Genomic DNA, 26,357 nt, shown 5'->3' with positions numbered 1-26,357 from the left:
GGATGACGGTGTTGGGGTCTTCGTTTCGACCATGCGGCGATCAGTCGCCCAGCTTCTCCACGACCTCCCCTGCCCCACTTTTCCAGGCGAAGGCGTCGGCGCCATCTTTTTTCAGGCTCGTTTCCAGTTCCTTGGCGCGGGTGAAGCTGGCGAAGGGGCCGACCAGCAGGCGATTGGTCCGTCCCCAGCTGGCGCTCCAGCCGTCCTGCCGCGACAGGATCGTATATTTCTTGCGCAGCCCCTTCATGGTGAAGCCCAGCGCGGACTTGCTTTGTCCGACGCCGATCTGGAGCCAGTTGCGCGAGGGATTATCGGCCAGGCGCTTCTTTTCTTCGGCTTCCTTCTTCGCTTTGGCGTCGGCTTCCACCTTGGCCTTGGCGAGTGCGTCCTTCTTCGCCTTGTCGGCCGCAGCCTTGGCGGCGGTCTGGCGCTCGACGCGGCGGGTCGCCTGAATCGCGGCGATTTCGCTGAGATCGACGGCGGCGACGGTCGGCTGACGCTCGGTATCCGGCACGTCGATGGCGCGGATGATGTCCGCCAGACTGCGGGTCGCGGCGGGATCAGGCTGCGGCGGCGCGGAGGGGAGCGGCTGTGTCGTGGTGGCGGCGGGCGTCGTCGATTGCGCCAGGGCGATACCGTTGGGTGGCGATCCGGCGCCGGAGGATGGGGTCGAGGGCGGCGTACGGTCGATCGACTCGAAGCCGGGCGCGGGTGGCCCCTGGACGGCGGTGGAGGGCGCGGTGGTCGATGGGGCAGCAGGCTGGCTTTGCGGCGCAGCGGTCGGCGCGCTCGGGGCGGCCGGGAGCGGCTGGACCTGCGCGGCGGGCGGGGTTTGACGCGGCTGGGGCGTCGGTTGCGGCGTTGGTTGTGATTGGGGCTGGCGCGATGGCTGGGCGACGGTGGGCCGGGGCGTCGGCTGTACTATGGCAGCCTGCGGCGGGGTGGCCTGCGCCATCTGGACGGGGGCTGGCTGCGTCGGCGTTGGCTGCGCCGTGGCCGTCCGCACCGGCGCGGATTGCGATTGCGCCGGGCGGCGCGCGGCGGCCAGCCGTTCGGCACGCGCAGCACGGGCGGCTTCGCGCTGTTGGCGGCGCTGTTCGGACCGGCTGAGCGGCTTGGTCCTGGCCAGGGCGGCCGACGCGACGGTCGCAGGCGCAGCGCTGGCGACCGCGACGCCCGGTGCGGGCGGCGTGGGCGTGACGGCGGCGATGGTCGTGCCGATTTGCGCGGGGAAATGGCCGAAATGCACCGCGGCGGCCTTTTGCGCGGCGGTCAGATAGGGCATTTTCTGCATATAGGGCGTGATCGCGGCGGCCAGTTGGGCAGGCATGGTCTGCTCCGCCACCTTCTTGGCCTCCGCCTGCTTGTTGTTCATCGCCAGGATGAAGGCGCGATAGCGCCAGGCGGCCCGGTCGCTCTTGTAGAAAAGCGGTTCCATGACCTTGTCCGACGCGGCGATCTGCCCGGCGATGCCGAGCGATGCCGCGTAGCGCCGTACCAGTTCATCATCATTGGGCGTGCGTTGGAGTGCCGCCTGATAATCGCGCTGCGCCCCCGCCTGGTCGCCGGTCATGTCCCGCGCCAGGCCACGATCGGACAGGATAGTCGCATCAGGATAGCCCAGCCGCGCAGCTTGGTCGAACAGGCGCAATGCCTCCGCCGGGTTCTGGAGCTTGAGCATCACCCGGCCCAGCCCCGCCTTGATCCGGCCATTGCCGCTGGCGATCGCATCGGCGCGGGCGAAGAAACCGGCGGCGGCGCGCGCATCGTCCAACGACAGCGCCGCTTCCCCTGCGCCGATCAGCGCGTTCACGTCTCGCGGATCGGACGCCAGCCGGGCGAGGTTGCTGTTGAGGTCGGCAGCACCCAGCGGGCGGACCAGTTGCGACTGGTCATATTGGGCCTGTGCCGCGCCCATCGGCAGCAGCAGCGCGCCGGACAGGCAGAAACCGGCAATTTGGGGGCCAATCGTCCAGCGGCAGGTGCGTGTCACATCCGGTTCCTAAAAGCCTTTTCCAGCCGGGCCGATGCGCCTGACGAACCGGAAAATACGGAAAACAAAAGATAAGTCAGAGAATGATCGCGTCGTTCGACGTGCCGTCTTCTCTAGCCGATCCCATGCTGAATGGGAAATTAGCGCAGGGCAAAAGCGCGCCCGATCGCCCCAGACGACCGACGGCGCGCTTTACGAGAAAGAGCGGCCGCAGCCGCTCTGTTCTTTCGAGATTGCCTTGGCCTTTTAAGATCGCTGGCCGTTACTGGTTGCTCTGGCGATTGAGAAAGCGGGGGATATCCACGCCCGGCGCGACCGTATCGTCGCCCGGCGCCTTGTCCGTGCCACGGGTCAGGCCCGCCATCCGTTCGAACAGCGTGCCGCCGGTGGCGACGCGCGGTGCGGGGGCCGCGGGTGGCGCAGCCGGTTCGGCAGCCTCGGCGCCCAAGATCAGTTCGTCCTGGTCGGCATCTTCATCGGAGAAGACGGCGGCGGGCTTGGGCGGCGCGAACGATGCAGGCGCGGCGGCCGGTTGCGCCGGTGCGGGGGCCGCTGGCACGTCCAGTTCCAGCGTTTCGGGCTGCGGCGCAGGCGCGGGCGTCGGCGCAGGAGCGGCGACGGGCGCCGCCTGCTGCGCGACCGGCGCGGGCTTGGGCGCGGCAGGCGCAGGCGTCGATTGCGGCACGGACACGGCCGGGCGGTTGGCGAAGCTGAACGGCTGCGTCAGCGGCGCGGCGTGGTTGCCCACTTCATTGTCGATGCCGGTGGCGACCACCGACACGCGGATCTTGCCGTTCAAATTGTCGTTGAAGGCGCTGCCCCAGATGATGTTCGCGTCCGGGTCCACCAGTTCGCGGATATGGTTGGCGGCTTCGTCCACTTCCATCAGGCGCATATCTTCGCCGCCGACGATCGAGACGATGACGCCCTTCGCGCCGCGCATCGACACGCCGTCGAGCAGCGGATTGGCGATCGCCTTTTCCGCCGCCTGGAGCGCACGGCCGTCGCCTTCGGCTTCGCCGGTGCCCATCATCGCCTTGCCCATTTCGCCCATCACGGAGCGGACGTCGGCGAAATCGAGGTTGATGAGGCCGGGCATGACCATGAGGTCGGTGATGCCGCGCACGCCCTGCTGCAGCACTTCGTCCGCCATTTCGAACGCTTCCTTGAAGGTCGTGTTCGGATTGGCGATCAGGAACAGATTCTGGTTCGGGATGACGATCAGCGTGTCGACATGCTTTTGCAGTTCGTCGATGCCCGAATCCGCCGACTTCATGCGGCGATTGCCTTCGAAGGTGAAGGGCTTGGTCACGACGCCAACGGTCAGGATGCCCTTGTCACGCGCGGCCTTCGCAATGACGGGGGCCGCGCCGGTGCCGGTGCCGCCGCCCATGCCAGCGGCGATGAAGCACATATGCGCGCCTTCCAGCGCGGCTTCGACCGAGGCGATCGTTTCTTCAGCGGCGGCCTTGCCGATTTCGGGGCGCGATCCGGCGCCCAACCCTTCGGTGATTTGCGGGCCAAGCTGGATGCGGCGCTCGGCCGGTGAAGCGTTCAAGGCCTGCGCGTCGGTGTTCGCCACGATGAAATCGACGCCCTCGACATGGGCGGCGATCATGTTGGCGATGGCATTGCCGCCCGCGCCGCCGACGCCGATCACCGCGATCCGCGGCTTCAGTTCGTCCACATGCGGTGGGCTGATTTCAATGCTCATATATATGCTCCCTCAGCTTCCTCGTCAGGAAGCAACGCCGTCATTTAATGTTAACACTAGAAAATAGGGGAATTCACTACCTATTTTCGTCTAGGTCCAAATTCGTTCAATAGTTTGTCTTCATCGCGCGCATCATGCGTTGCCACCACAGCGGTGCGCCCAGGCGATGCACCGTTTGCGGCGCGGGCGCCATCGTGCGGAGATCAACCGGGTTGGAAGCGCCGTAAAGCGCCAGCCCCGCCAAGGTGGCGAAGGCGGGGCCACTATGCGCTTCGGGCATGGCGGACAAGCCCCGGGGCCGCCCGATGCGCACGGCCCGGCCCAAAGCGCCCTGCGCATAATCGGCAATGCCCTTCATTTCTGCGCCGCCACCGGTCAACACCACCTGCCGTCCGGTCGAATTGAAGCCCATACCCGCCAGCGCCGCATTCACTTCGGTCATGATCTGGTTCAACCGTTCGCAAATGACGCCGACCAGCGCGGCGCGGGTGATCTTGCCCCCTTCGGCGTTCAGCCCGGCGGCCTGGCCGGGCATCGCGACTTCACCATGGGGCGGCGCGATTTCGATTATCTCGCGGAAATCGCGCGGGTTCTGCATCGCGGAACCGTAGAAGCATTTCACCCGTTCCGCCTGGCTGCGGCGGATGCCGAAGGACGATGCGATATCGTCGGTGATGTCCGCCGCGCCCATGGGAATGGAATGGAGGCCCACCAACATGCCGCCCGCATAGAGCGAAACGTTCGTCACTCCCGCGCCGATCTCCACCAGGGCGACGCCCAGGTCGCGTTCCTCCTCCGACAGGCAGGCGAGGCCCGTCGCGATCGGCGAGGCGACGATCGAATTGACGTTGAGATACGCGCCGCGCACGCACAGGTCGAGATTGGCGAGCGGCGCGCCGTCGGCCAGCACGACATGGATATCGACGCCCAGCAGGTCCGCATGCATCCCCAGCGGCTTCTTCACCGGCACCTTGCCATTGATGGTGAAGCAGGTCGGCTGGGCATGGAGGACGACACGGCCATCGGGGTCGATCCCCTGCTGGCCGGTGGTGAGCAGGTCATCGATATCGGGCTGTTCGATGCGATAGCCGCCCATGTCGCGCTCGACCGTTACGACGTCGCTGACCAGGCTGCCGCCCGAAAAGCTGACCCACACATCCTCGATATTGGTGCCTGCGACGCGCTCGGCCTGTTCGATCGTTTCGCGCACGGCGAGTTCGGTGCGCTCCATGTCGGCGATGAAGCCGCGCCGCACGCCGCGGCTTTCGCGTTGGCCGGTGCCCAGGATCGCCAGTTCGCCCGTGTCGGTCCGCCCCGCGATCAACGCGGAAACCTTCCACGATCCGATGTCGATCGCGGTGATCAGCTTTTCGACCTTGGGCTGGGCCATGGGGCTTAGCCTTCCTCGCCTTCGACAGGCGCGGCGGCGGCTTTCGCCGCGTCGTCCACAGGCTTTTCCTCGACCTTGCCCTGCGGCAGGCGCAGGACAAAGCGGTCGGGATCGCGCATGTCGAACTTCACGATGCCGCGACCCAGCAAGCGATTGACGCCATCCATGCGCGCGAAATTCACCAAAGCCCCGGCCGAATCCTTGTCGCCCTCCGGCAGGGAGAGCGTTTCACCCGACTGAAAGCGCAGATCCCAGCGGCGGTTCCCGACCCAGGTCGCGCCCGCCAGCATCGGTTTCAACGCCGGGGCGTTTTCCATCAGGCGGTTGAGGCCAGCGGTCTGGCGATTGGCGTTGGGACCGACGACCAGCGGCAGGTCGGGCATCGCGCTGGCGGACACCGACTGCAACACTACGCCCTGCACGTCGATCAGGTGCAACTGGCCATTATGCTGCCACACCGCGACCGGATCGCGCTCGACGATATCGACCACCAGCGTGTCGGGCAGGCGGCGGGAAATGCGCGCATCCTTGACCCAGCCGAGTTTCAGCATGTCGGCCCGCACCTTTGGCAGGTCGAGCGAGAGCATGGAGCGGTCGACCTGGCCCAGCGCGATATTATAGACAGGCAGTTCGTCCATCCGCTCGACGCCGCGCACTTCGACCTTGTCGACTTCGAAGCCCGCGCGGGCGGCGATGTCCGCCGCCTGCTGGCGCGCCATGCCGGGCAGGCCCATGAAGATGGCGATGGCGATCAGGATCGCGCCGAAGATGCCGACGATCGCCCAACTGGCCATGCGTTGCAGCGTGGCTTCGCTGACGGGGAGCATTTCGACCAGACGGTCGATGCTGCTCTGGCGCTTCAAGGTGCGGCCGCGACCGCCTTTCGTCGCCCCATTACCGGAACGTCCCTTCGCGCTGCTCAGTCGTGCGGTGCCGCCGCGCCTGATCCGTGCTTCAGCCATCTTTGCGTCCAGCCCCCTTGGCGCGCGTCAGCGCTTCCTCGACAATAGTCTCCACCAGCGTGGCATAGTCAATGCCCAGCTTGGCCGCCTGTTCGGGCACCAAGCTTAAAGGGGTCATACCTGGCTGGGTATTGACCTCCAGCAGGAACAGCCCCTCGACGCCCTGCGTGTCGTCCCAACGGAAATCGGCGCGCGATGCGCCCTTGCAACCGAGCAATTGGTGGGCGCGCAGGGCGATCGCCTTGCAGGCCTCGGTGATCTCCGGCGGCAGGTCGGCGGGGCAGATATGGTCGGTCATGCCGTCGGTATATTTGGCGTCGAAATCGTAGAAGCCGCTTTTGGGGCGGAGTTCGGTGACCAACAGGGCTTCGTCGCCCAGCACGGCGGTGGTGAGTTCGCGGCCGCGAATATAGGGTTCGGCCAGCAGTTCGGGGAAATCCTGCCACGGGCCGACGCTGTCGCGGGCGATGGGGTTGCCGTAATTGCCCTCCGCCGTGACGATCGCGACGCCGACCGAGCTGCCTTCGTTGACGGGTTTGAGCACGTAGGGGCGCGGCAGCGGGTCGGCGGTGAAGAGGCTTTCGCTGTCCACGATCTGCCCGCCGGGCATGGGGATGCCGTGGGGGACAAGCGCCTGCTTGGTCAGTTGCTTGTCGATCGCGATGACCGAGGTGGCAAGGCCGCTATGGGTGTAGGTGAGACCCATCAGGTCCATCATGCCCTGCACCGTGCCGTCTTCGCCGGGGACGCCGTGGAGGGCGTTGAAGATCACGTCCGCCTGGGTTTCGGCGAGGCGCGCGGCGACATTACGGTCCATGTCGATGCGGGTGACTGTGTGGCCGCGCGATTCCAGCGCCTTGGCGACGCCTTCGCCGGAGGATAGCGATACGGGGCGCTCCGCCGACCAGCCGCCCATCAGGACGGCGACGTGCCAGGGACCACGGGTCATGCGATTTGCTCCAAGATATTCGTCATGCCAGCGAAGGGCGAAGCGAGGCACGTGACTCGCTGCGCCATCTCACTGCCTCGCGACCATGTGAGAGAAGGAAAGTGGGATCCCAGCCTTCGCTGGGATGACGGTAAGGGGGACAGGCTCATTGGCTCAACCCCACCCGCTGGATTTCCCATTCCAGTTCGACCCCGCTCTTTTCCTTCACGCGGCGACGCACTTCCTCGCCCAGCGCTTCGATGTCGGCGCTGGTGGCGTCGCCGGTGTTGAGCAGGAAATTGGTATGCTTCTCGCTCACTTGCGCGCCGCCCAGCACCAGGCCGCGGCAACCCGCTTCATCTACTAACGCCCAAGCCTTATGCCCATCCGGGTTCTTGAAGGTGGAGCCGCCGGTCTTGCTGCGCAGCGGCTGGCTTTCCTCGCGCGCGGCCGCGATGCGGTCCATTTCCGCCTGGATCGCGGCGGGTTCGCCGGGTTCACCACGAAAGGTTGCAGACACCACGATCGCGCCGTCGGTCAGGTTCGAATGGCGATAGGTGTAGGCCAAGTCGCGGTTGAGCAACGTCACCTGTTCGCCCGATCGCAGGATGACCTCGCACGACAGCAATATGTCGCGCGTCTCGCGGCCATAGGCGCCGCCGTTCATGCGGACGAAGCCGCCGACCGTGCCGGGGATGGAGCGCAGGAACTCAAGGCCAGCGATACCCGCGTCGCGCGCGGTCGAGGAGACGAGGATGCCCGACGCGCCGCCGCCGCAGACCAGCGTGGTGGCGTCCAGCGCCGCTACCTTCGCGAAGGGCTTGCCCAGCCGCACGACTACGCCCGGCACCCCGCCGTCGCGGATGATGAGGTTGGAGCCAAGGCCCAGCGCCATCACCGGCACTTGCGGGTCGAGCATGGCGAGGAAGTCGGACAGGTCGTCCGCATCCTTCGGCTCGAACAGCCATTGCGCCGCGCCGCCCGCCTTGAACCAGACGAGCGGAGCCAGCGGCGCGTGCGGCTTCAACGTGCCGCGCACGCGTGGAAGGGCCAGCGTCTCGCTCAACCGCGCATGCCCCACAGGGTCATCCATTTGCTCATGGCCTTGAGGCCCGCTTCATTCGCCTGCGCCGCGGCCATGCCGGTTTCGACTTGGCGCTGCGCCGCTTCCACCATGTCGCGCGCGGCTTCCACGCCCTGCATCTGGGCGTCGATCATGCGCTTCTGCATTTCCAGGCCAACGGCGAACAGTTCGAACATCAGGCGACTTCCTTCACCTTGGCGGAAACGGCGGCGGCAAGGCCCGCCGCCCATTTGGTAATGTCGCCCGCGCCCAGGCAGATGACCATATCGTCCGGCTGGATATCGGCGGCGACCAGCGCGGCCAGATCGTCCGCATCGGCGACGGTGGAGGCATGGCGATGCCCGCGCCGCTTGAGGCCCGCGACCAGCGCGGCGCTGTCCACGCCCTCGATCGGCTGTTCGCCCGCGGTATAGACGGGCGCGGCATAGACGATGTCGGCGTCGTTGAACGCCTGCTGGAACTCGTCCATCAGGTCGCGCAGGCGGGTGAAGCGGTGCGGCTGAACCACGGCGATGACGCGGCCTTTCGCCCCTTCGCGCGCGGCGGCGAGCACGGCCTTGATCTCGACCGGGTGGTGGCCATAATCATCGATGACCGTGGCGGCGCCGCCCGTCACTTCGATCTGCCCGACATTGGTGAAGCGGCGCTTGACCCCGCCGAACTTGGCGAAGCCGGTCTGGATCGTCGCGTCGTCTATGCCCATGTGCAACGCCACGCCGATCGCCGCCATGGCGTTCAACACATTATGGCGACCGGGCATCGGCATTTCGATGCCCTCGATCTTGCGCGTCGATCCGTCGCGTTCGCGCACCTGGATGTCGAAGCGGTTGCCACCGGGGAAGCTGACGACATTATCGCCGCGAATATCAGCCTGGGCGGAGAAGCCATAGGTGACGATGCGCCGGTCCTGCACGCGCGGCAGGATCGCCTGCACCTCGGGATGATCCAGGCACAGCAGCGCCGCGCCGTAGAAGGGGACGTTGCCGACGAACTCGACGAAGGCATCCTTCACCCGATCGAAGCTGCCATAATGATCGAGATGCTCGGGATCGATATTGGTGACGACCGCGATCGTGCCGTCGAGGCGCAGGAAGCTGCCATCGCTTTCGTCGGCTTCAACGACCATCCAGTCGCTATTACCGAGCCGCGCGTTCGAGCCATAGCTGTTGATGATGCCGCCGTTGATGACGGTCGGGTCCACCCCGCCCGCGTCCAGCAGCGCGGCCACCATCGATGTCGTCGTGGTCTTGCCATGGGTGCCCGCCACTGCGACGGTGGATTTGAGGCGCATCAGTTCGGCCAGCATTTCCGCGCGGCGGATGACGGGGACGCGGTTTTCCAACGCCAGTTCGACTTCCGGGTTGCCGCGCTTGATCGCGGTGGAGGTGACGACCACGGCGGCGTCGCCCAGATTTTCTGACCTATGGCCGATCATCACGCGAATGCCCTTGGCGCGCAGTCCTTCGACCACATAGCCTTCGGCGACGTCCGACCCCTGAACGTCATAGCCGAGATTATGCATCACTTCGGCGATGCCGGACATGCCGATGCCGCCGATGCCGATGAAATGGATCGTGCCGATGTCCGTGCCGACACCCTTCATGCGTGACATTCCTTATTTAAAAATCCGTTCGCCCTGAGCTTGTCGAAGGGCTTTACTTCTAAAGAAAAAGGGGCTTCGACAGGCTCAGCCCGAACGGCGAGAGGTGTGTGATGCTCACGCCGGAACACCCTGCAAATTCAACGTCGTCGGCGTCGGACCGACCCGCACCGGATCGTTCATGATCGGGGCCGTGCCGATGCTTTCGAGCAGATCCGCCATGTCGCGCGCGGCGTTGGGACGGCCGCAGCTGCGGGCGCGCTTGGCCGCGTTCTGGAGTGCGCCGGGTTCCAGCGCCATCTTCTGCATCTGCTTGGCGAGTTCTACCGCGGTGAAGCGCGCCTGGGGAATCGTGCGCGCGCCGCCAGCCTCCGTCATTTCCTTCGCGTTGGCGGTCTGATGATCGTCCATCGCGCTGGGCAGCGGGATGAGGATCGCCGGACGCCCGGCGCAGGTGAGTTCGGCCAGCGTCGAAGCGCCAGCCCGCGCGATCACGAGATGCGACCAGCCCAGCTTTTCGGGCACGTCATTGAAATAGGTGGCGAGGTCGGCGGGGATTTCCATCTCCGCATAGGTTTTGCGCACGCGGTCGATATCTTCGGCGCGGCATTGCTGCGTGACTTGCAGACGGCGGCGCAGCGCGACGGGCAGCATCGACAGGCCTTCGGGCACGACGCTGGACAGGATGGTCGCACCCTGGCTGCCGCCGATCACCAGCACGCGGAACACGCTTTCGTCGGTCAGCGCGGGGAAATCCTCCTCGCGCAGTTGCTTGACCTCTTCGCGCACCGGATTGCCGACCAGGTGGACTTTGCCCGCATAGGCGCCCTTGAGCCGTTCGACATCGGGATAGGCGGTGGCGATGGCGTCGACCCGGCCGCTGAGCAGACGATTGACCCGGCCCAGCACGGCATTCTGTTCATGGATGGCGGTCGGGATGCCGTCCGCAAGCGCGCCGAGCAGCGCAGGCATGGCGGGATAGCCCCCGAAGCCGACGACAGCGGTGGGGCGGAAGGTTTCGTTCAAGCGCCGGGCCATGGCGCGGCCTGCCCAGATCGCCTTTACCGCGCCTGGCCAGCTTGCCGGGTTCTTCGTCATGCGGCCCGCGGGCATGATGTGCACCTGCGCCTTGTCGAAGATGCCCGGAATTTTCGCGCCGCGCTCATCGGTGACGAGCGCGACATGATGCCCCCGCGCCATCAGCTCTTCGGCGACGGCGTGCGCTGGAATCATATGACCCCCCGTCCCGCCGGCGGCGAGGACGAAGTGACGGGAAATGCTCATCGACCACTCCATTTGACCACGGTATGCCGGCCCATGAAGGGATTGCGCCGCGTGAAGGCGAGCAACAGGCCGACCCCGATGCAGAGCGCCAGCATAGAGGAGCCGCCATAGCTGATAAAGGGCAGCGTCATACCCTTTGACGGAAATATCTGTGCGTTGACGCCCATATTGATGATCGCCTGCAACCCGAACTGGGTGGTAAGGCCCGCGGCAGCGAGGATGGTGAAATTATCCTCCTCATCCAGCAGGCGCAGCAGCACCCGCACGACGATGGCGAGATAGACGCAGGCGATGGCGATGCAGGCGAGCAGGCCGAACTCTTCGCCGATCACCGAGAAGATATAGTCGGTATGCGCTTCGGGCAGGCGGAACTTGTTCTGCCCGCCGCCCGGCCCGACACCGGTGAAGCCGCCATGGGAAATGGTGCGGAAGGCCAGGTCCGTCTGGTCCGGTCCCGCATCGACCTGCACCCCGATGCCGAGGAAGTCGTTCACCCGCTGACGGCCATTTTCGTAGAACATATAGACCGCGATCAGCCCGGCCAGCGCCACTCCGCCCATCGCGCCGATGAAGCGCATCGACACGCCCGACAATAGCAGCAACACGCCAAGGCAGGCGGCGAAGATGACGGTCTGGCCGAAATCGGGCTGGCGCATCAGGATGATGGCGATCAGACCGGTGACGCAGAAGCTCAGGGGCACGACCGGCAGGCTCATATCCTTGGCGCGCAGCGACAGCAGCCAGGCGAGCGCCACGACGAAGACGGGTTTCAGGAACTCGGACGGCTGGAAGCGGAAGCCGGGCAGGTCGATCCAGCGCTTGGCGCCGTTCACCGTCGATCCCAGGATCGGCACGCACAGCAGCATGACGAAGAAGAAGGCGCAGCCGAAGATCGCCAGCCGCCGCGCCTGCGGCCGGGGCAGCATGGAGATGACGAGCATGATCGGCAGGCCGATGAACACCCACATCAGCTGGCGATAGAAATAGATGAGCGGATTGACCGCGACCGAGGCGGTCGATCGGTCGATCGCGGCGACGGGGGACGCGGCGGCGACGGCGACCAGGCCGATCGCCATCAGGGTGACGATCAAAGACAGGAGGACACGGTCGATCTCCCAGAACCAGATGGCAAGCGCGGTGCGTTCGCGCGGCACGGTGCGGGTGCGGAAACCCTTCACCAGTTCGCCAGCCTTGAACATGCCCGTCGTCCCTTCCCTGTTCATCGTCGCCCCCGACTATGCTGCTTTATTCCAGCGCCGCAACCGCCGCGGCAAAGGCGTCGCCGCGCGCTTCGAAATCGCGAAACTGGTCGAAACTGGCGCAGGCGGGCGACAACAACACCACGTCGCCGGGCTGCGCGATGCGCGCGGCGCGGCGGACGGCGGCGCTTAGCATTTCACTATCGTCCACCGCCATAGCCGGGCGCAGCAGATCGGCGAACATATGCCCCGCTTCGCCGATGGTGTAGGCATGAGCGACATTGCCGAAATGGGGGACGCACTCGTCCAGATTGTCGGACTTGGCGACGCCACCCAATATCCAGTGGATGCGGGGCTTGCCGTCGATCGCGGGCCAGGCGGCGAGCGCGGGCGCGGTGGAGGCGGCGTTGGTCGCCTTGCTGTCGTTGACGTAGAGGACGCCGTTGCGGGTGGCGACGGCCTGCATGCGGTGGGGGAGCGAAGCGTAGCTGGTCAGCGCGTTGGCGATGGTGGCTTCGTCGATGTCCAGCGCCTTGGCGACAGCGATAGCGACAGCTGCGTTCTGCGCATTGTGCGGGCCTTGGAGGGCGGGCCAGAGGCGTTGGGCGACGGGGGCGATGTCGGCAGCGCTAACCGCACCTACCCCGTGCTCCCGCGAAGGCGGGAGCCCAGTTGCAGCGGTCAGGACTGGGCTCCCGCCTTCGCGGGAGCACAAACTTTGGGCAATTCCCCGGCTCGGCTCATCGTCGGTCGCGATGACCGCGCAATGCCCAGCCGACTGCAGCGCAAACAACCGCGCCTTCGACGCGACATAGCCTGCGAAGCCGTCGTAGCGATCGAGATGATCCGGCGTGATGTTGAGCAGCACCGCAACATCGCAGTCCAGGCTGTGAGTCAGGTCGATCTGATAGCTCGACAGTTCCAGCACATAGACGCCGACGCCATGCAGGTTCGGCTCCAGCGGTGGCTGGCTCAGGATCGGCAGGCCGATATTGCCGCCCATCACCGTGGGGTAGCCAGCCTGTGCGATGATGTGGTGGATCAGCGCCGTCGTGGTGGACTTGCCGTTGGTGCCGGTGATGCCGACGACCTTGTGCGGGGGCAGTGTCGGCCGGGCGAGTGCGAACAGTTCGATGTCGCCGATGATCGGCACGCCCGCGATCTTCGCGCGCATGGCGATCGGGTGGCGATTGAGCGGCACGCCCGGCGACACGACGATGCCGTCGAAACCGGCAAGGTCGATCTCCATCGGATCGCCCAGTTCGGCCTTGCCCTCGACCAGCGCGCGCGCTTCTTCCCGGCTGTCCCAGGCGACGACGCGCGCACCGCTGGCGACGAGCGTCTCGACCGTGGCGAGGCCCGACCGCGCCAGGCCCAGCACGGCGTAGGTTTTGCCTGCAAAGGCGCTGGAGACGATCCCCATTCCCTTCACCGCAGCTTCAACGTCGCAAGACCGGCGAGCGCCAGCACGAAGGCGATGATCCAGAAACGGATCACCACGGTCGGTTCGGCCCAGCCCAGTTGCTCGAAATGATGATGGATGGGGGCCATCTTGAACACGCGCTTGCCGGTGCGTTTGTAGAAGAAAACCTGAATGATGACGCTGAGCGCCTCCACGACGAAGAGGCCGCCGATGATGCCCAGCACGATTTCATGATGGGCGGTGACCGCGATCACGCCGATCGTGCCACCCAGTGCCAGTGACCCGGTATCCCCCATGAACACGGCCGCGGGGGGCGCGTTGAACCAAAGGAAGGCGAGGCCCGCCCCCACGATCGCACCGCACAGGATCGTCAGATTGCCCGCGCCCGGCACATGCGGGATGCCCAGATATTCGGCGAAATCGGCGCGGCCGACCAGATAGACGATCAGCATGAACGCCAGGCTGGCAATGATGACCGGCATGGTCGCCAGGCCGTCCAGGCCATCGGTCAGGTTCACCGCGTTACCGAATGCCACGATGACGAAGGCGGCGAAGCAGAAATAGAAGGGGCCAAGCTGGATCGCCGGGCCATTATAGAAAGGCACATAGAGCGCGGTATTGCCATGGTGATGGACGATCATCCATGCCGCGACGCCCGCGATCAGAAATTCGGCCGCCAGCCGCGCCTTGCCCGACAGCCCCTTATGGCTGGCCTTGGTCACCTTGTCATAATCATCCATGAACCCGATCGCGCCGAAGCCCAGCGTCACGAACAGGCAGGCCCAAATGTAGATGGACGACAGGTCCATCCACAACAGCACCGAAATCACCATGGAGGTGAGGATCATGAGGCCACCCATGGTCGGCGTTCCGCGCTTGGCGAGGTGGGTCTGCGGGCCGTCGTCGCGGATCGGCTGGCCCTTGCCCTGGCGAACGCGCAGCCAGCCGATGAATTTAGGACCGATGACCAGACCGATGATGAGCGCCGTGAAGATCGCCGCGCCCGCACGAAAGGACAGGTAGCGGATCAGGTTGAAGATCCCGGCGAAATCCAGATTTTCGGCCAACCAGTAAAGCATCAGTGCGTATCTCCGTCGCTGGCGCCCTGGACAAGGGCGGCGACGAGACGGGAAAGCCCCACGCCGTTCGATCCCTTGACCAATATCGCGTCGCCCGCGCGCATTTCGTTTTGAATGAGAGGGATGGCCGCCGCCGTATCGGCGACATGGACATGGGAAATCATATCGCCCAGCGCGTCGGCGAGCGGCGCCATTTCAGCGCCGACCAGTATGACATGATCGACCTGGCCGGCGCTAAGCGGTTCGGCGAGGCCGGCATGAAGGTCCGCGCTGCGATCGCCCAGTTCGCGCATGCCGCCCAATATCGCGATGCGGCGGTCCGCCTTTTCGCGGCCCAGTTGCTTCAGCGTTGCAGCCATGGACAGGGGATTGGCATTATAGCTTTCATCGATCAGCAGCACCTGCCCGCCCGCAACCGGCAGGGTGCGGCGCTCGCCCCGGCCCGGCAGGCCCGGCATTTCGGCCAGCGCCAGGCCAGCGGCGGCCAGATCGCCGCCCACCGCCTCGACCGCCGCCAACACGGCCAGCGCGTTCGACACCCAATGATCGCCCGGCGCGGCCACCGTGAAACAGAGTTCGGCATCGGGGAAGGTCGCCGTGACGAGCGTGCCGCCGCCCGGCGCGGGCACGGCTTCGCGCACGCACACGTCCGCCTGCGGGCTGGTGCCGAAGGTCAGGATGCGCGCGGCGTGGCGTTCCGCCTTGTTATAGAGGGTCGCGACATGGGGACTGTCATAGGGGATGATCGCGGTGCCGCCCGGTTGCAGTCCTTCGAAAATCTCTGCTTTGGCTTCCGCGATCTTCGCTTCGGTGCCGAAAAATTCGATATGGGCAGGTGCGATGGCGGTGACGATCGCGACGTCGGGGCGCACCTGTCGGGTCAGCGCCGCCAGTTCGCCCGCATGGTTCATCCCCATTTCGAACACGCCATAGGCCATGTCGCGCGGCATCCGGGACAAGCTCAATGGCACGCCGACATGGTTGTTGTAGCTTTTGACCGAGCGATGCACCGCATTAGGCGCGGCGCGGTCCAGCGCCAGGAACAGCGCCTCCTTCGTCCCGGTCTTGCCGACCGATCCGGTGACGCCGATCACCTTGCCGGTCATGCGCTTGCGCGATGCCTTGCCCAGCGCTTCGAGCGCGGCGGCACTGTCGGGGGCTAGGATGTGGGGATGGGCGACCGGTTCGCTGACGATCGCGCCTGTTGCGCCCTGACCGAACGCCTTGTCGATGAACTTATGGCCGTCGGTCGTGTCGCCCTTCATCGCGACGAACAGGTCGCCCTGCCCTACTTCGCGGCTGTCGAAGGCGACGCCCGAAACGGCGAACGGCGCCGACGCGGCGCCGCCTGTGGCCTCAGCGATTTCGGTGGATGTCCAGAGCGACATCAATCCAACGCTCCACAAACAAAACACCGTTCGGGCTGAGCCTGTCGAAGCCCATTCCCTCCTTCGAGAAAAGAAAGGCCCTTCGACAGGCTCAGGTCGAACGGATTTGAACCTGTGTTCTGTATCAACCCGCGCACTCCCGCGCGACGGTGACGTCGTCGAACGGCAGCACGCGGTCGCCGATGATCTGGCCCTGCTCATGGCCCTTGCCCGCCAGCAGCACGATGTCGTCAGCCCCCGCCTGCCCGATCGCGGCAGCGATCGCAGCGCGACGCCCGCCAATCTCTTCCGCGCCCGGCGCACCGGCCAGCACGGCGGCGCGAATGGCCGACGGCTCTTCGGACCGGGGATTGTCGTCGGTGACGATCACATGGTCGGACAGGTCGGCCGCGACCATACCCATCAACGGCCGCTTGCCTGCGTCACGATCGCCGCCAGCGCCGAACAGGGTGATCAGTCGCCCCTTAGTATGCGGGCGCAGCGCCTCGATCGCGGCTTTCAGGCCGTCGGGCGTGTGGGCATAATCGACATAGACCGGCGCGCCCGCTTTGCTGATGACCGCGCGTTCCAACCGCCCGCGCACCGGCTGGACCCGGCCCAGCAATTCCATCACCTTGGCCGTGTCGCCGCCGGTCGCGATGACCAGGCCCGCAGCGGTCAGGGCGTTGGCGGCCTGATAGGCGCCGATCAGCGGCAGGTTGACCTTATACGTCTTGCCCTCCGCCTCGATCTCCAGCGCCTGGCCTAACTGGGTCGGGGTGCGGTTGACCAGGCGTAGCGCCTGCCCCTGCACCCCGACGCTCAGCACACGAAGCCCCCGCTTCGTAGCCCGCGCAATGACCTTGTCCGACCAGGCATCGTCCGCCCAGACGACCGCCGCGCCATCCGGCGAGACGACTTCATCGAACAGGCGCATCTTGGCGTCGAAATAGCTGTCCATGTCGCCATGATAGTCGAGATGATCGCGCGACAGATTGGTGAAGGCGCCCGCCATCACCGGCAGGCCTTCGGTGCGATATTGGTCGAGGCCATGACTCGACGCCTCGAACGCGGCGTGGGTGATGCCCTCGCGGCGCAGGCCCGACATATTGGCGAGGAAGGTGACGATGTCCGGCGTGGTGAGGCCGGTCGATACCTGATCCACCGCCGTCGTCACGCCCAGCGTGCCGATCGACGCGGACTTGTGCCCCATCATCCGCCAGAGCTGACGGGCGAGTTCGACCGTGCTGGTCTTGCCATTGGTGCCGGTGACGGCGACGGTCACGTCAGGGAACGGCGCGAAATAGCGTGCGGCGATCAGCGCGAAGAGGCGGCGCGGATTGGCGTGGGCGATATGGACCGCGCCCTCTACCTTCGCCTCCGGTCGTGCGACGATGGCGACCGCGCCTGCTTTCACCGCATCGACGATATAATCCTCGCCATTGACGCGCAGCCCCTGGAACGCGCCGAAGATGGTGCCCGGCGCGACCTTGCGATTGTCGATGGCGAAACCGGTCACGGACGAATCGAGGCCAGTGTTGGCCTTTTCAGCCCCACCGACCTCGACATCCAGCCCCTCGATAAGCGACCCGAGGCGCATCATTCTTTCTCCTTGTCGCCGTGCAGCAACGGCATCAGGTCGGAAATATCGACGTCGCGGCTTTCGTCCGGCATCACGCCCAGCATCGGGCCGGTGCGCTCCACCACGCGCTTGACCACCGGCGCGGCGGTCCACGCCGCGGTGCGCAGGCCATATTGCCCGGTCGCCTCGTCCATGATCACGACGACGACATAGCGGGGATTGTCCATGGGGAAGGCGGAAGCGAAAGTCGTCACCAGCGAAGTCTTGTTATAGCGCCCCTCCTGGGGCTTTTCGGCGGAACCCGTCTTGCCGCCCACCCGGAAACCCTTGGCGTCGGCGCTACGCCCTGTACCTGCCGACACGATCATCCGCAACAGTTGCCGCATCCGCGCGCTGGTGGCGGCGGAAAAGACGCGGCGGCCGTCGGGCACGTCGTTGGGGCTGAGCTTGCGCACGGTGGCGGGCCGCCACATGCCGCCATTGACCAGCGCCGCATAGGCCGTCGCCAGATGCAGCGGCGTCACCGCGATGCCATGGCCGTAGGAGGTGGTCATGCTGGTGATGCGGCCCCAGCTGGACGGCCAGATGCCCTTGGCGCGCTCGTTGAACTCGATCGGCGCGCGCTGGTCGAAATCCAGGCTGCGGAACATCTTCTGCAGCGGCTCCGCGCCCATTTCGTCGGCGATGCGGGCGGTGCCGATGTTGGAACTGTGCACCAGGATTTCCGGCACGTTAATCCAGCGACCCATGGCATGGTCGTCCTTGATGCGGAAGCCCGCGACGGCGAGCGGCGCGGTGGCGTCATAGCGCTTGCTCATCGACGTGACGACGCCCGCATCCATGGCTGCGGCGATCGACAGAGGCTTGAACGAGGAACCCATTTCATAGCGCGCCTGCACCATATGGTTGCAAAGCGGCGAGTCGCTGCAGCTTTTGCCCGCATAATTTTGCAGCTTGTTGGGATCGAACACGGGGATGGAAGCCATGGCGATGATCTCACCGGTATTGGCGTCCATGATGATGCCGCCCGCGCCCTTGGCCCGCGTCTGCACCAACTGAGCATAGAGTTCGCTTTCCAGCGCGCCCTGCACCCGGCTGTCGATGGAGACGGCGAAGGGCTTGCCGCGTTGCGCCGCGTCGATCAGCCGGTCATTGAAGGCAGCCTCCACGCCCATGCCGCCCACGCCGTCGGCATTGGGGGCAAAGCCCAGCACATGCGCGGCGAGCGTACGCTGCGGATAGAGCCGCTCCTTCTCACGCGGAAATTCGATGCCGATCTCACCCAGCGCGTTGACCGCTGCCACCTGTTCGGGCAGCGCGCGACGGCGCAGATAGGCCCAGCCCCGGCCACGCAGCTTCTTGTAGAAGGCGGCTTCGGGTTCGTCGGGAAAGATTTCGTGCAGCTTGCGCGCCAGTTCGGCGGGGTCGCCGATCAGCTTGGACGGACGCACCGCCACCGAATAGGCGTCCATGGTGCGGGCCAGCGGCACGCCGTTGCGATCCACGATGTCGGCGCGCGCAGGCAGGAAAGGGGAGATCGTACCGTCGCCAGCATTGCCATGCGCAAAAATGCCGACCCAGGCGAGTCGGCCGATCAAAATCGCGGTGATGAGCATGAACAGGATCAGCAGCAGCATCAGCCGGTTATGGGCGACGGCGGTCAGGTTGACCCGCGCGCGCCCGGCCCGCTCGCCGCCCGGCTGAACAATGATCGTGGCCATCAGCGCGCCTCCTTCCGCTTCTCGCGCGCCGCGCGGGCGCTCAGGTCGCCCAACGTGCTGTCGTCCAGCAGCTTGGCGTCGAGCATCGCCATCCGCTCCGCCTTGCGCGCGATCGGATTGGGCTTGGTCACGTCGGCGTCAACCTTCGCCTGCTGCGCGGGGGTGCGGCGCGCGGGCTTGGGCAGCGTGTCGACGGTGTCGGCGGCATGCGCCTCCCGGATCACGGCGATGTCGCTGCGGATCTGCGTCGCGGCGGGGCTTTCCGGTGCCTTTTGCGGGGCGGACGGCAGGTCGGCGGGGGTTTCGACCATTGCCACCATCACCGGCGGGGCGACGTAATCGGGACCGTTGGGCTGGATGCCGTCCAGTTGCGCCAGCGCGCGCTCGCCACCCAGATATTGCTGGGCGCTGGGCGTCGCATACATGAAGTCATGCTGGTTCCAGCTTTCCAGCTGGCGCATGGAAGCGCGCGCACTGAATTCCGTTTCCAGATAGCGGATGTCGCTCTTCGTCCGTGCGATCTGCGCGCGGACGTACATAAGTTCGTTGCGCTCGGTCGCGACCTTGAGCGACACCATATACGCCCCCAGCGCGCCCAGCGCGACCAGGATCACCCAGATCAGGCTCTGCAACCTCTTGACGGCGATCATGAGTGGGCACTCCGGTTGAAAGCAGGGGCAGAAGTGCGGACGGCGGACCGCAGCGTGGCGGATCGGGCGCGGGGGTTGCGCGCCAGTTCCGTTTCACCCGGGCGCACCGCCTTGGCGGGTTTGGCGAAGGTCGGCTGCGGCCCGGCGGCGCGTTCGGGCAGGTGGCGTGACCCCGCCCCCTCGCCGCCGCTGCGCTTGCGCAGAAACTGTTTGACGATGCGGTCTTCCAGGCTGTGAAAGCTGACGATCGCCAGGCGGCCGCCTTCCTCAAGCAGCAATTCGGCCGCGTCCAGCGCCAGTTCCAGCTCCTCCAGTTCGCGGTTCACATGAATGCGGATCGCCTGGAAGGTGCGGGTCGCCGGGTCTTTCTTGTCATGCGGCTTATGGCCCAGCGCGCGGCGTACGACGGCAGCGAGTTGCGCCGTGCGCTCCAGCGGGCGCGCGTCCACGATCGCATGGGCGACGCGGCGCGACCGTGGTTCGTCGCCATAGCGATAGATGACGTTGGCGATCTCTTCTTCGGAAGCCGTATTCAGGAAGTCGGCAGCGCTCATGCCGTCCTGGCTCATCGTCATGGTCAGCGGCCCGTCCGACTGGAAGGAAAAGCCGCGCTCCGCCCGGTCGAGTTGCATCGAGGATACGCCGATGTCGAGCGTGATGCCCGACACCTTGTCGATACCGCGTTCCGCCAGCAATTGCGCCATGCGCGAAAATTCGCCCGGGATCAGCGTGATGCCGTGCGCGTCAGCGACCGCCTGTCCTTCGCGGATCGCATCGGGGTCGCGATCGAAGGCGAAGACCTGCGCCCCCGCGCGGGCCATGGCGCTGCTATAGCCGCCCGCGCCGAAGGTGCCATCGACATGGATCTCGCCCGGGGTAATGGCGAGGGCGTCCAGCACTTCATCGATCAGGACGGGGATATGGGGCGCATCGCTCATTTGCCGCCCCCTGCCGCGCGCGCGTCGATCCAGCGCTTGACCTTGTTGCGGATCAGCGCCGGGCGATCGGGGCTTTCGACCAGGGCTTCGGGCTTCCAGATCTGGAAATAGCGGCCCACGCCATAAAAGAACGCCGCGTCGGTGATGCCGGTTTCTTCCTTGATATCGGGGTGCAGGAAGAAGCGGCCGCCATCATCGAAATTGACGTCCTCGATCGTGCCGAGCCGGTTTTCGCGCTCCAGATCGCCGTTGAACGGGCGGTTCGCTTCGCGCGCCAGCCGTTCCAGTTCGGCGACTTCATCGAACAGGAACTGTTTGTGCGACAGGCCGAAGCCGGTGGCGCAGCCATTGTCCATGTGGATCGACAGGCACAGCCGGTTTTCGTCGCCACTGGCCTGACGGACCAGCTTGCGCATCTCCAGGGGCAGCACGAACCGGCCTTTGCCGTCCGCGACGCTGAACGCGTTGCCCGAATAGAGAGTGACGTCCGACACGCTGGCGACTGGCCCCTTTTATTTTGGGCACAGGCCGCCGGTCGCCGGAATCCCGAACGGACATCCAGCGGACAGGACTGCTCAAAGCCTGACGAACCCCAATGCCGGTTTACGTACCAAGCATGGGGGGTAACTGCAACGGGAAACGATGGGTGGGGATGGGAAAATCAGGTGAAATTTGGGTCTAACCGGTTTTGTCACGCTCCATCGTGTCATGTTCGTTTTTTGTTCTGATGTCGAAACCTTGTTTGCTGCCCCGCAGCGCCAGCGCGCCCATCATGGCCCATATCGTCCCGACCAGCAGCGCCCAGCGGAGCGCGGCGGTCACATGCTTTGCGTCGCGCATCCAACGCCGGTCGGCTGGGACGGATGGGCCGCCCAGCCATTGCACGACGCGCGCAGGCGTGTCCGCGACCCAGAAGCGCGGATCGAGCGGACGCGCGGGATCGGCCAGCCATAGAGCGTCATCGATCGCGTCGGCATCGCCCAGCAGGAGGACTACGCCCTTGCCCAGCTTGCGATGCACGACCCCGTCGCCCGGCGTCGCGCCATATAGCTGCACACCGGACAGGGTCAGGACGGCGCCATCGGACGTGAAATGGCGGATTTCGCCGTCCTCGGTACCGGTCGGCTCGAATCCCCAATGCGCCAGCAGGGGCTGCAACAGGCTGGTGGACGGGGCGCGGCGGCGATCGCCCATCGGCCGGTCGGACGGCCAGCGCAGCAGCGGATCGGCCAGCACGAGCGCCGTGCCGCCAGCCCGCACCCAGGTGTCGATCGCGACCCGTTGCGCAGGCGTCAGTGCGCGCGGTTGTGCGAGCAATAGTCGCTCCGCGCCGGACGCCTTCAGGCCGAGCGGGTCATCCAGCGGTATGACGGTGAAGCGCGTGCGCAGGACCGTGACGATCGGCGCATCGCGCGGCCCACCCTGTCCCGACTCCGCCCAGAAGAGCGGCAGGCCGGTAACGACGGCGAGTTTGGGGCGGTCGGCGACCGGATGCAGCGGTTGGGCAGGACCGCGCCATAGGATGAGCGCAGCGAAGATGAGGCAAGCCGCCCCGGCCGCCGTTCGCTTCGAGCATAGTCGGGAAGCGTTTGCGTGAGGCTTCTCGACTACGCTCGAAGCGAACGGGTGGATAGTAAAGAACGCCCCGCCGAACACCGCCATCAGCGCCACGCCCAGCAATCCCAGTGCTGCAACCATATCCGGCGCGCGCGCCGCTGCGACAGTGCAAAAGATCAGCGCCATCCCGACACTACCCAGCGCCACCCAGGCCTGGATCACCCAACCGCGTCGTGCCAGCAGCAACCCCGCCCCCGCCAACAACAGCGCAGCGGGCACGCCCCAATCCCAAGGATCGGTCTGCCCGGTCAGAAACGTGCGCCTCAGCCCGACGAGAAAAATCGCTAGCGGCAGCAGCCAGAGCCACAGGAAACGCCTCACCCCCGCCTTCATCGACATTCCCGCATTGGCGATCTCATTTGTGCAGGCCAACGCCTATGCCGCGCCCGTTCGCCCTGAGCTTGTCGAAGGGCCATTCTTCCTTTTACATAATAGAGCGGAGCTTCGACAGGCTCAGCCCGAACGGAGGTTGAGGTAGGCTTAATTCCCATTGGCAGACCAGCTTTGCATGGCTGGAGAACTCACCCCAACCCTAACGCGGCGGCTGCGCGGGGTCGCGGTCCATGGGTTTGCGGATATTGGGATCGGGTTGCAGGTCGGGCACGATCGGCGCCTGTTCGGGCGCGGGTTGCACGCCCAGTTCCGCCAGCGGATCGCGTGGCGACACGGCATTGCCGTTGGTCGTCAGCGTCGGCACCACCGGCGGCGGCAGGGCGGCGTCGTCCGACCGCGCCTTGTCGATGACGATATTGGCCAGCCCGACCAGCAACACGACCCCCGCCAGACCGGTCAAGCCGATCTGGACGCGCTGTAACCCTTCCTGACGGCGGGGCGTTTCAGCCATGGTCCTGCTCTTATTCCGGTCGCCGCGACCTGTGTCGGCGGTCATGCAGTGTGCGCGAGCCAGGGGAAGACGGTCAAGCCCTTAGATTCCAGCCATTGCCGGTTGTAGAGCGTCGACAAATAGCGAAAGCCGGTGTCGCACAGGATCGTCACGATCCGCTTGCCCGGTCCCAATTGCCGCGCCAGCGCCACCGCGCCAGCGACGTTGATGCCGGACGACAGGCCGAGGCACAGCCCTTCTTCGGCCAGCAAGCGGCGGACCCACTCCAGCCCTTCCTCATCGGAAATGCGGAATTGCGTGTCGATCGGCGCACCCTCCAGATTGGCGGTGATGCGGCCCTGGCCGATGCCTTCGGCGACGCTGCTGCCCTCCGCCTTCAACTCGCCCTGCGCATAATAGCTATAGAGCGCCGCGCCATGCGGATCGCTGAGCGCGATCGTGATGGCTTCATCCTTGGCTTTGAGGCCCAGCCCCACGCCAGCGATCGTCCCGCCGGTGCCCGCCGCGCAGGTGAAGCCGTCGATCCGCCCGTCCATCTGCGTCCAGATTTCTTCGGCGGTGCCGACGATATGCGCTTTGCGATTGGCGATATTGTCGAACTGGTTGGCCCAGATCGCGCCTTCCGTTTCCTCCGCCATGCGGCGCGAGGTATGGACGAAATGGCCGGGGTTGGAATAGGGCGCGGCTGGCACCGTGACCAGTTCCGCGCCCAACGCACGCAGCGTGTCCATCTTTTCCCGGCTCTGGGTTTCGGGCATGACGATGATCGTCTTGTAGCCCTTGGCATTGGCGACCAGCGCCAGGCCGATGCCGGTATTGCCCGCCGTCCCTTCGACAATGGTGCCGCCGGGCTTGAGCAGCCCCTTTTCCTCGGCATCGTTGACGATGAACAAAGCGGCGCGATCCTTGACCGACGCGCCGGGATTGGCGAACTCGCATTTGGCGAAAATGTCGCAGCCCGTCGCTTCGGACGGACCGGTGAGGCGCACCATCGGCGTGTTGCCGATCAGCGCGAGACTATTGGATTGAAGCAGCATGGCGCCACGCATAGCCCGCCCCGCGCGCTTTTGCCAAGCAAGGGAATGATGCACGGCCAAAAGCGGCCATTTCCCGTCTGGGCGATCCCGGCCCGTTAATCTTTACGCCGCCCGCCGTCCCATCGCGGCACACGGGTAAATAGCTGGAGGAAAAGACAAGGAAATTGGCGTAAGGGCCATCTTGCGCGGCATGGGGCCGCTCGGAATATGGGGCGGACATGCGGCTTTTGGCGCAGATGCGGGGATGGCGGGGCCATGGCGTGATCGCTTTGATCGCGCTGATGCTGCTCGTCGCGCCGCGCCTGATCACCGCTGCGCCGCTTGACATGCTGGGCGGCGACGTCAGCCAGGCCCAGGCCGATCCGTCTGAAGACGGAGGCATGAACTTCCCCGGCTCCGCCTTCTTCTACGCACAGGGGGCGTTCGATCCCGCGCCCGGCGTCGCTACGGTGCAGAGCGAACATGTGCTGGGGCTGGACGCGGTGACGGCCGCGCCCGCCATGGCCTTTCGCGGTCTGACCGGGGTCGACAGCTATCGCGCGCTCAACTGCCTGACATCGGCGGTCTATTATGAAGCGGGCAACGAGCCGGACGACGGCCAGCGCGCGGTGGCGCAGGTGGTGCTGAACCGGGTCCGCAGCCAGTTATGGCCCAATACGGTGTGCGGCGTCGTCTATCAGGGGTCGGAACGCACCGACTATAAATGCCAATTCACCTTCAGCTGCGACGGCGCGATGGCGCGGCTGCCCGCCGCGGCCGCCTGGGTCCGCGCGCGCCGCGTGGCGGAAGAGGCGCTGGCGGGCAAGGTCTATACACCAGTCGGCCTCGCAACCCATTATCATACGCTGGCGGTGCGCCCCGACTGGTCGTCCAGCCTGCAGGCGGTCGCGGTGATCGGCGCGCATATCTTCTATCGCAATCCCGGCTTCAACGGCACGCCCGCCGCCTTCCACGCCGCCTATCTGGGCCGGGAGACGATATCCGGACCGGCGCGGACCAGCTGGCCCGTCCGTCCAGTGCAGCCGGTCGAGATGCTGACGTTGCCCTATGCCCCGCTGCCAGCGGTGGCGCCGACCGCGACGCCGGTCGCGCCGCGCGGCGGCTGGAGCCCGGCGCCCTTGCCCAAGCCTGTCGATGACGGCCTGCCGGAATCTACGATCCGTCCTGAATATTGGAACAGCGGCCGCCCGCTGATCTGACTGGATCGCGGCCTGCGGTGCTTTTTTCGTGGTTAGCTATTCGAAAACCATCGAACCCTTTGAAAAACTGGCATATTAAAATCTGACTTTTGGTCAGATTGCGGGAACCGATTTGTTTCCTAAGACGTTTTGTAATTCGGATAGCAAATCTTTTGCCCCCCGCTCTTGCTATCCACATAATATGAGCCCGGAACGTTTCCCCCGACGCGTTCCGGGCTCAGACTTTTTACGGGGCTATTTCTACTTGAAATCATTATTCTTTTCGGCTGCGGAACGTATTCTCGCAGCGCGGGTTCTTGCTGGGTCACTGCGATGACATCGTCATCCGGTCACAGATTTTTGATGAGGAGATTTCCGATGACGAAGAAGATTTTGGCCGCTGTGCTGCTCACCGGATCGCTCATGGTCGCCGCGTGCAACACCGTCGAAGGCGCTGGCCGCGACGTGCAGAGCGCTGGCAAGGCCGTGGAAAAGTCGGCGAACTAATCGTCGCGCGACTGCATTTATCTACCCCCTCCCTAGCATGGCCCGCCCGTCAAACGGCGGGCCTTTTTTTTGCGCAGCGAAGAATAGAGCTGAGGGATTTTACCATCAGCGGATATTGTTCCGGCTTGCCCAACAGCCGTCACCCCAGCGAAAGCTGGGGTCTCAAGCCAGGGCGCGCTGCGTTTGGGCAAGCGCTCATTTCAACCGCTGCGCGCTCTTGCGCGAGACCCCAGCCCCCGCTGGGGTGACGGAATTTTTTC

At 65.6% G+C, this 26,357-nt stretch carries 23 protein-coding genes; 2 read left to right on the top strand and 21 right to left on the bottom strand.

Annotated features, from left to right (window positions below; genetic code table 11):
• Positions 1 to 40 precede the first annotated feature (40 nt).
• From U5A89_RS07710 to U5A89_RS07610, 21 genes are all read right to left on the bottom strand, one after another.
• A complete protein-coding gene (locus U5A89_RS07710) occupies positions 41 to 1,918 on the bottom strand; it encodes a tetratricopeptide repeat protein (protein WP_338162973.1) in 1,878 nt (625 codons plus the stop codon).
• 337 nt (positions 1,919 to 2,255) lie between these two features.
• Positions 2,256 to 3,707: a cell division protein FtsZ gene (gene ftsZ / locus U5A89_RS07705; protein WP_338160596.1), complete on the bottom strand. Its 1,452-nt coding sequence runs from the start codon at positions 3,705 to 3,707 to the stop codon at positions 2,256 to 2,258.
• A 106-nt stretch (positions 3,708 to 3,813) separates the two neighbouring features.
• The gene (gene ftsA, locus U5A89_RS07700; RefSeq protein ID WP_338160595.1) at positions 3,814 to 5,097 is read right to left on the bottom strand and encodes a cell division protein FtsA; all 1,284 of its coding nucleotides are present in this window, start codon (positions 5,095 to 5,097) and stop codon (positions 3,814 to 3,816) included.
• Between the two features lie 5 nt (positions 5,098 to 5,102).
• Positions 5,103 to 6,059 carry a cell division protein FtsQ/DivIB gene (locus U5A89_RS07695; RefSeq protein WP_338160594.1) on the bottom strand — a complete coding sequence of 319 codons (957 nt, stop codon included), beginning with the start codon at positions 6,057 to 6,059 and terminating at the stop codon, positions 5,103 to 5,105.
• Positions 6,052 to 7,008 (bottom strand): D-alanine--D-alanine ligase, encoded by a 957-nt coding sequence (locus U5A89_RS07690; protein ID WP_338160593.1) that lies wholly within the window; start codon positions 7,006 to 7,008, stop codon positions 6,052 to 6,054. The genes U5A89_RS07695 and U5A89_RS07690 overlap by 8 nt, the downstream gene beginning before the upstream one ends.
• A gap of 145 nt (positions 7,009 to 7,153) precedes the next feature.
• Positions 7,154 to 8,080: a UDP-N-acetylmuramate dehydrogenase gene (gene murB / locus U5A89_RS07685; RefSeq protein WP_338160592.1), complete on the bottom strand. Its 927-nt coding sequence runs from the start codon at positions 8,078 to 8,080 to the stop codon at positions 7,154 to 7,156.
• Positions 8,050 to 8,247, bottom strand: coding sequence for a hypothetical protein (locus tag U5A89_RS07680; protein ID WP_338160591.1), 198 nt, complete (start codon positions 8,245 to 8,247; stop codon positions 8,050 to 8,052). The genes murB and U5A89_RS07680 overlap by 31 nt, the downstream gene beginning before the upstream one ends.
• Complete coding sequence (murC, locus tag U5A89_RS07675; protein ID WP_338160590.1) at positions 8,247 to 9,674, bottom strand: UDP-N-acetylmuramate--L-alanine ligase; 1,428 nt, start codon at positions 9,672 to 9,674, stop codon at positions 8,247 to 8,249. Before murC ends, U5A89_RS07680 begins: the two co-directional genes overlap by 1 nt.
• Before the next feature lie 114 nt (positions 9,675 to 9,788).
• Positions 9,789 to 10,955: an undecaprenyldiphospho-muramoylpentapeptide beta-N-acetylglucosaminyltransferase gene (gene murG / locus U5A89_RS07670; RefSeq protein WP_338160589.1), complete on the bottom strand. Its 1,167-nt coding sequence runs from the start codon at positions 10,953 to 10,955 to the stop codon at positions 9,789 to 9,791.
• Positions 10,952 to 12,154, bottom strand: a complete 1,203-nt coding sequence (locus U5A89_RS07665) for an FtsW/RodA/SpoVE family cell cycle protein (RefSeq protein WP_338162972.1) — start codon at positions 12,152 to 12,154, stop codon at positions 10,952 to 10,954. The genes murG and U5A89_RS07665 overlap by 4 nt, the downstream gene beginning before the upstream one ends.
• A 46-nt stretch (positions 12,155 to 12,200) precedes the next feature.
• Positions 12,201 to 13,577: a UDP-N-acetylmuramoyl-L-alanine--D-glutamate ligase gene (gene murD / locus U5A89_RS07660; RefSeq protein WP_338160588.1), complete on the bottom strand. Its 1,377-nt coding sequence runs from the start codon at positions 13,575 to 13,577 to the stop codon at positions 12,201 to 12,203.
• A gap of 5 nt (positions 13,578 to 13,582) precedes the next feature.
• Positions 13,583 to 14,656, bottom strand: a complete 1,074-nt coding sequence (mraY, locus tag U5A89_RS07655) for a phospho-N-acetylmuramoyl-pentapeptide-transferase (protein WP_338160587.1) — start codon at positions 14,654 to 14,656, stop codon at positions 13,583 to 13,585.
• Complete coding sequence (locus U5A89_RS07650) at positions 14,656 to 16,047, bottom strand: UDP-N-acetylmuramoyl-tripeptide--D-alanyl-D-alanine ligase (RefSeq protein ID WP_338160586.1); 1,392 nt, start codon at positions 16,045 to 16,047, stop codon at positions 14,656 to 14,658. Before U5A89_RS07650 ends, mraY begins: the two co-directional genes overlap by 1 nt.
• 121 nt (positions 16,048 to 16,168) lie before the next feature.
• The gene (locus tag U5A89_RS07645) at positions 16,169 to 17,623 is read right to left on the bottom strand and encodes a UDP-N-acetylmuramoyl-L-alanyl-D-glutamate--2,6-diaminopimelate ligase (protein WP_338162971.1); all 1,455 of its coding nucleotides are present in this window, start codon (positions 17,621 to 17,623) and stop codon (positions 16,169 to 16,171) included.
• On the bottom strand, positions 17,623 to 19,326 hold the full coding sequence (locus U5A89_RS07640) for a peptidoglycan D,D-transpeptidase FtsI family protein (protein ID WP_338160585.1): 1,704 nt from the start codon (positions 19,324 to 19,326) through the stop codon (positions 17,623 to 17,625). Before U5A89_RS07640 ends, U5A89_RS07645 begins: the two co-directional genes overlap by 1 nt.
• Complete coding sequence (locus tag U5A89_RS07635) at positions 19,326 to 19,976, bottom strand: colicin transporter (protein ID WP_338160584.1); 651 nt, start codon at positions 19,974 to 19,976, stop codon at positions 19,326 to 19,328. The genes U5A89_RS07640 and U5A89_RS07635 overlap by 1 nt, the downstream gene beginning before the upstream one ends.
• The gene (rsmH, locus tag U5A89_RS07630; RefSeq protein WP_338160583.1) at positions 19,973 to 20,914 is read right to left on the bottom strand and encodes a 16S rRNA (cytosine(1402)-N(4))-methyltransferase RsmH; all 942 of its coding nucleotides are present in this window, start codon (positions 20,912 to 20,914) and stop codon (positions 19,973 to 19,975) included. The genes U5A89_RS07635 and rsmH overlap by 4 nt, the downstream gene beginning before the upstream one ends.
• Complete coding sequence (locus U5A89_RS07625; protein ID WP_338160582.1) at positions 20,911 to 21,408, bottom strand: division/cell wall cluster transcriptional repressor MraZ; 498 nt, start codon at positions 21,406 to 21,408, stop codon at positions 20,911 to 20,913. Before U5A89_RS07625 ends, rsmH begins: the two co-directional genes overlap by 4 nt.
• Positions 21,409 to 21,592: 184 nt before the next feature.
• Entirely contained in the window at positions 21,593 to 22,903 is a 1,311-nt protein-coding gene (locus U5A89_RS07620) for a Gldg family protein (RefSeq protein ID WP_338160581.1), read from the bottom strand.
• Between the two features lie 160 nt (positions 22,904 to 23,063).
• Entirely contained in the window at positions 23,064 to 23,375 is a 312-nt protein-coding gene (locus U5A89_RS07615; protein ID WP_338160580.1) for a hypothetical protein, read from the bottom strand.
• Positions 23,376 to 23,416: 41 nt separating this feature from the next.
• A complete protein-coding gene (locus U5A89_RS07610) occupies positions 23,417 to 24,412 on the bottom strand; it encodes a cysteine synthase A (RefSeq protein WP_338160579.1) in 996 nt (331 codons plus the stop codon).
• Between the two features lie 218 nt (positions 24,413 to 24,630).
• On the opposite strand from U5A89_RS07610, the gene U5A89_RS07605 reads away from it, so the two are divergent.
• Positions 24,631 to 25,611 carry a cell wall hydrolase gene (locus tag U5A89_RS07605; protein WP_445190634.1) on the top strand — a complete coding sequence of 327 codons (981 nt, stop codon included), beginning with the start codon at positions 24,631 to 24,633 and terminating at the stop codon, positions 25,609 to 25,611.
• A gap of 357 nt (positions 25,612 to 25,968) precedes the next feature.
• Positions 25,969 to 26,097 (top strand): entericidin A/B family lipoprotein, encoded by a 129-nt coding sequence (locus U5A89_RS07600; protein WP_056683165.1) that lies wholly within the window; start codon positions 25,969 to 25,971, stop codon positions 26,095 to 26,097.
• The last annotated feature ends 260 nt before the right edge of the window (positions 26,098 to 26,357 follow it).

Origin of the sequence: Sphingobium sp. HWE2-09 (genome assembly GCF_035989265.1) — a bacterium.
Taxonomy (GTDB): Bacteria; Pseudomonadota; Alphaproteobacteria; order Sphingomonadales; family Sphingomonadaceae; genus Sphingobium.
This window is presented reverse-complemented; position numbering and strand designations above follow the sequence as displayed.

Coding starts and splice junctions, on each gene's coding strand:
- U5A89_RS07600 (WP_056683165.1), top strand. CDS start 25,969: ATGACGAAGAAGATTTTGGCCGCTGTGCTGCTCACCGGATCGCTCATG.
- U5A89_RS07645 (WP_338162971.1), bottom strand. CDS start 17,623: ATGCGCCTCGGGTCGCTTATCGAGGGGCTGGATGTCGAGGTCGGTGGG.
- U5A89_RS07710 (WP_338162973.1), bottom strand. CDS start 1,918: ATGGGCGCGGCACAGGCCCAATATGACCAGTCGCAACTGGTCCGCCCG.
- murD (WP_338160588.1), bottom strand. CDS start 13,577: ATGGGGATCGTCTCCAGCGCCTTTGCAGGCAAAACCTACGCCGTGCTG.
- U5A89_RS07605 (WP_445190634.1), top strand. CDS start 24,631: ATGCGGCTTTTGGCGCAGATGCGGGGATGGCGGGGCCATGGCGTGATC.
- murG (WP_338160589.1), bottom strand. CDS start 10,955: ATGAGCATTTCCCGTCACTTCGTCCTCGCCGCCGGCGGGACGGGGGGT.
- U5A89_RS07610 (WP_338160579.1), bottom strand. CDS start 24,412: ATGCTGCTTCAATCCAATAGTCTCGCGCTGATCGGCAACACGCCGATG.
- murC (WP_338160590.1), bottom strand. CDS start 9,674: ATGAAGGGTGTCGGCACGGACATCGGCACGATCCATTTCATCGGCATC.
- ftsA (WP_338160595.1), bottom strand. CDS start 5,097: ATGGCCCAGCCCAAGGTCGAAAAGCTGATCACCGCGATCGACATCGGA.
- ftsZ (WP_338160596.1), bottom strand. CDS start 3,707: ATGAGCATTGAAATCAGCCCACCGCATGTGGACGAACTGAAGCCGCGG.
- U5A89_RS07665 (WP_338162972.1), bottom strand. CDS start 12,154: ATGTTCAAGGCTGGCGAACTGGTGAAGGGTTTCCGCACCCGCACCGTG.
- U5A89_RS07690 (WP_338160593.1), bottom strand. CDS start 7,008: ATGACCCGTGGTCCCTGGCACGTCGCCGTCCTGATGGGCGGCTGGTCG.
- U5A89_RS07680 (WP_338160591.1), bottom strand. CDS start 8,247: ATGTTCGAACTGTTCGCCGTTGGCCTGGAAATGCAGAAGCGCATGATC.
- U5A89_RS07695 (WP_338160594.1), bottom strand. CDS start 6,059: ATGGCTGAAGCACGGATCAGGCGCGGCGGCACCGCACGACTGAGCAGC.
- U5A89_RS07640 (WP_338160585.1), bottom strand. CDS start 19,326: ATGGCCACGATCATTGTTCAGCCGGGCGGCGAGCGGGCCGGGCGCGCG.
- U5A89_RS07635 (WP_338160584.1), bottom strand. CDS start 19,976: ATGATCGCCGTCAAGAGGTTGCAGAGCCTGATCTGGGTGATCCTGGTC.
- mraY (WP_338160587.1), bottom strand. CDS start 14,656: ATGCTTTACTGGTTGGCCGAAAATCTGGATTTCGCCGGGATCTTCAAC.
- U5A89_RS07615 (WP_338160580.1), bottom strand. CDS start 23,375: ATGGCTGAAACGCCCCGCCGTCAGGAAGGGTTACAGCGCGTCCAGATC.
- rsmH (WP_338160583.1), bottom strand. CDS start 20,914: ATGAGCGATGCGCCCCATATCCCCGTCCTGATCGATGAAGTGCTGGAC.
- murB (WP_338160592.1), bottom strand. CDS start 8,080: ATGGATGACCCTGTGGGGCATGCGCGGTTGAGCGAGACGCTGGCCCTT.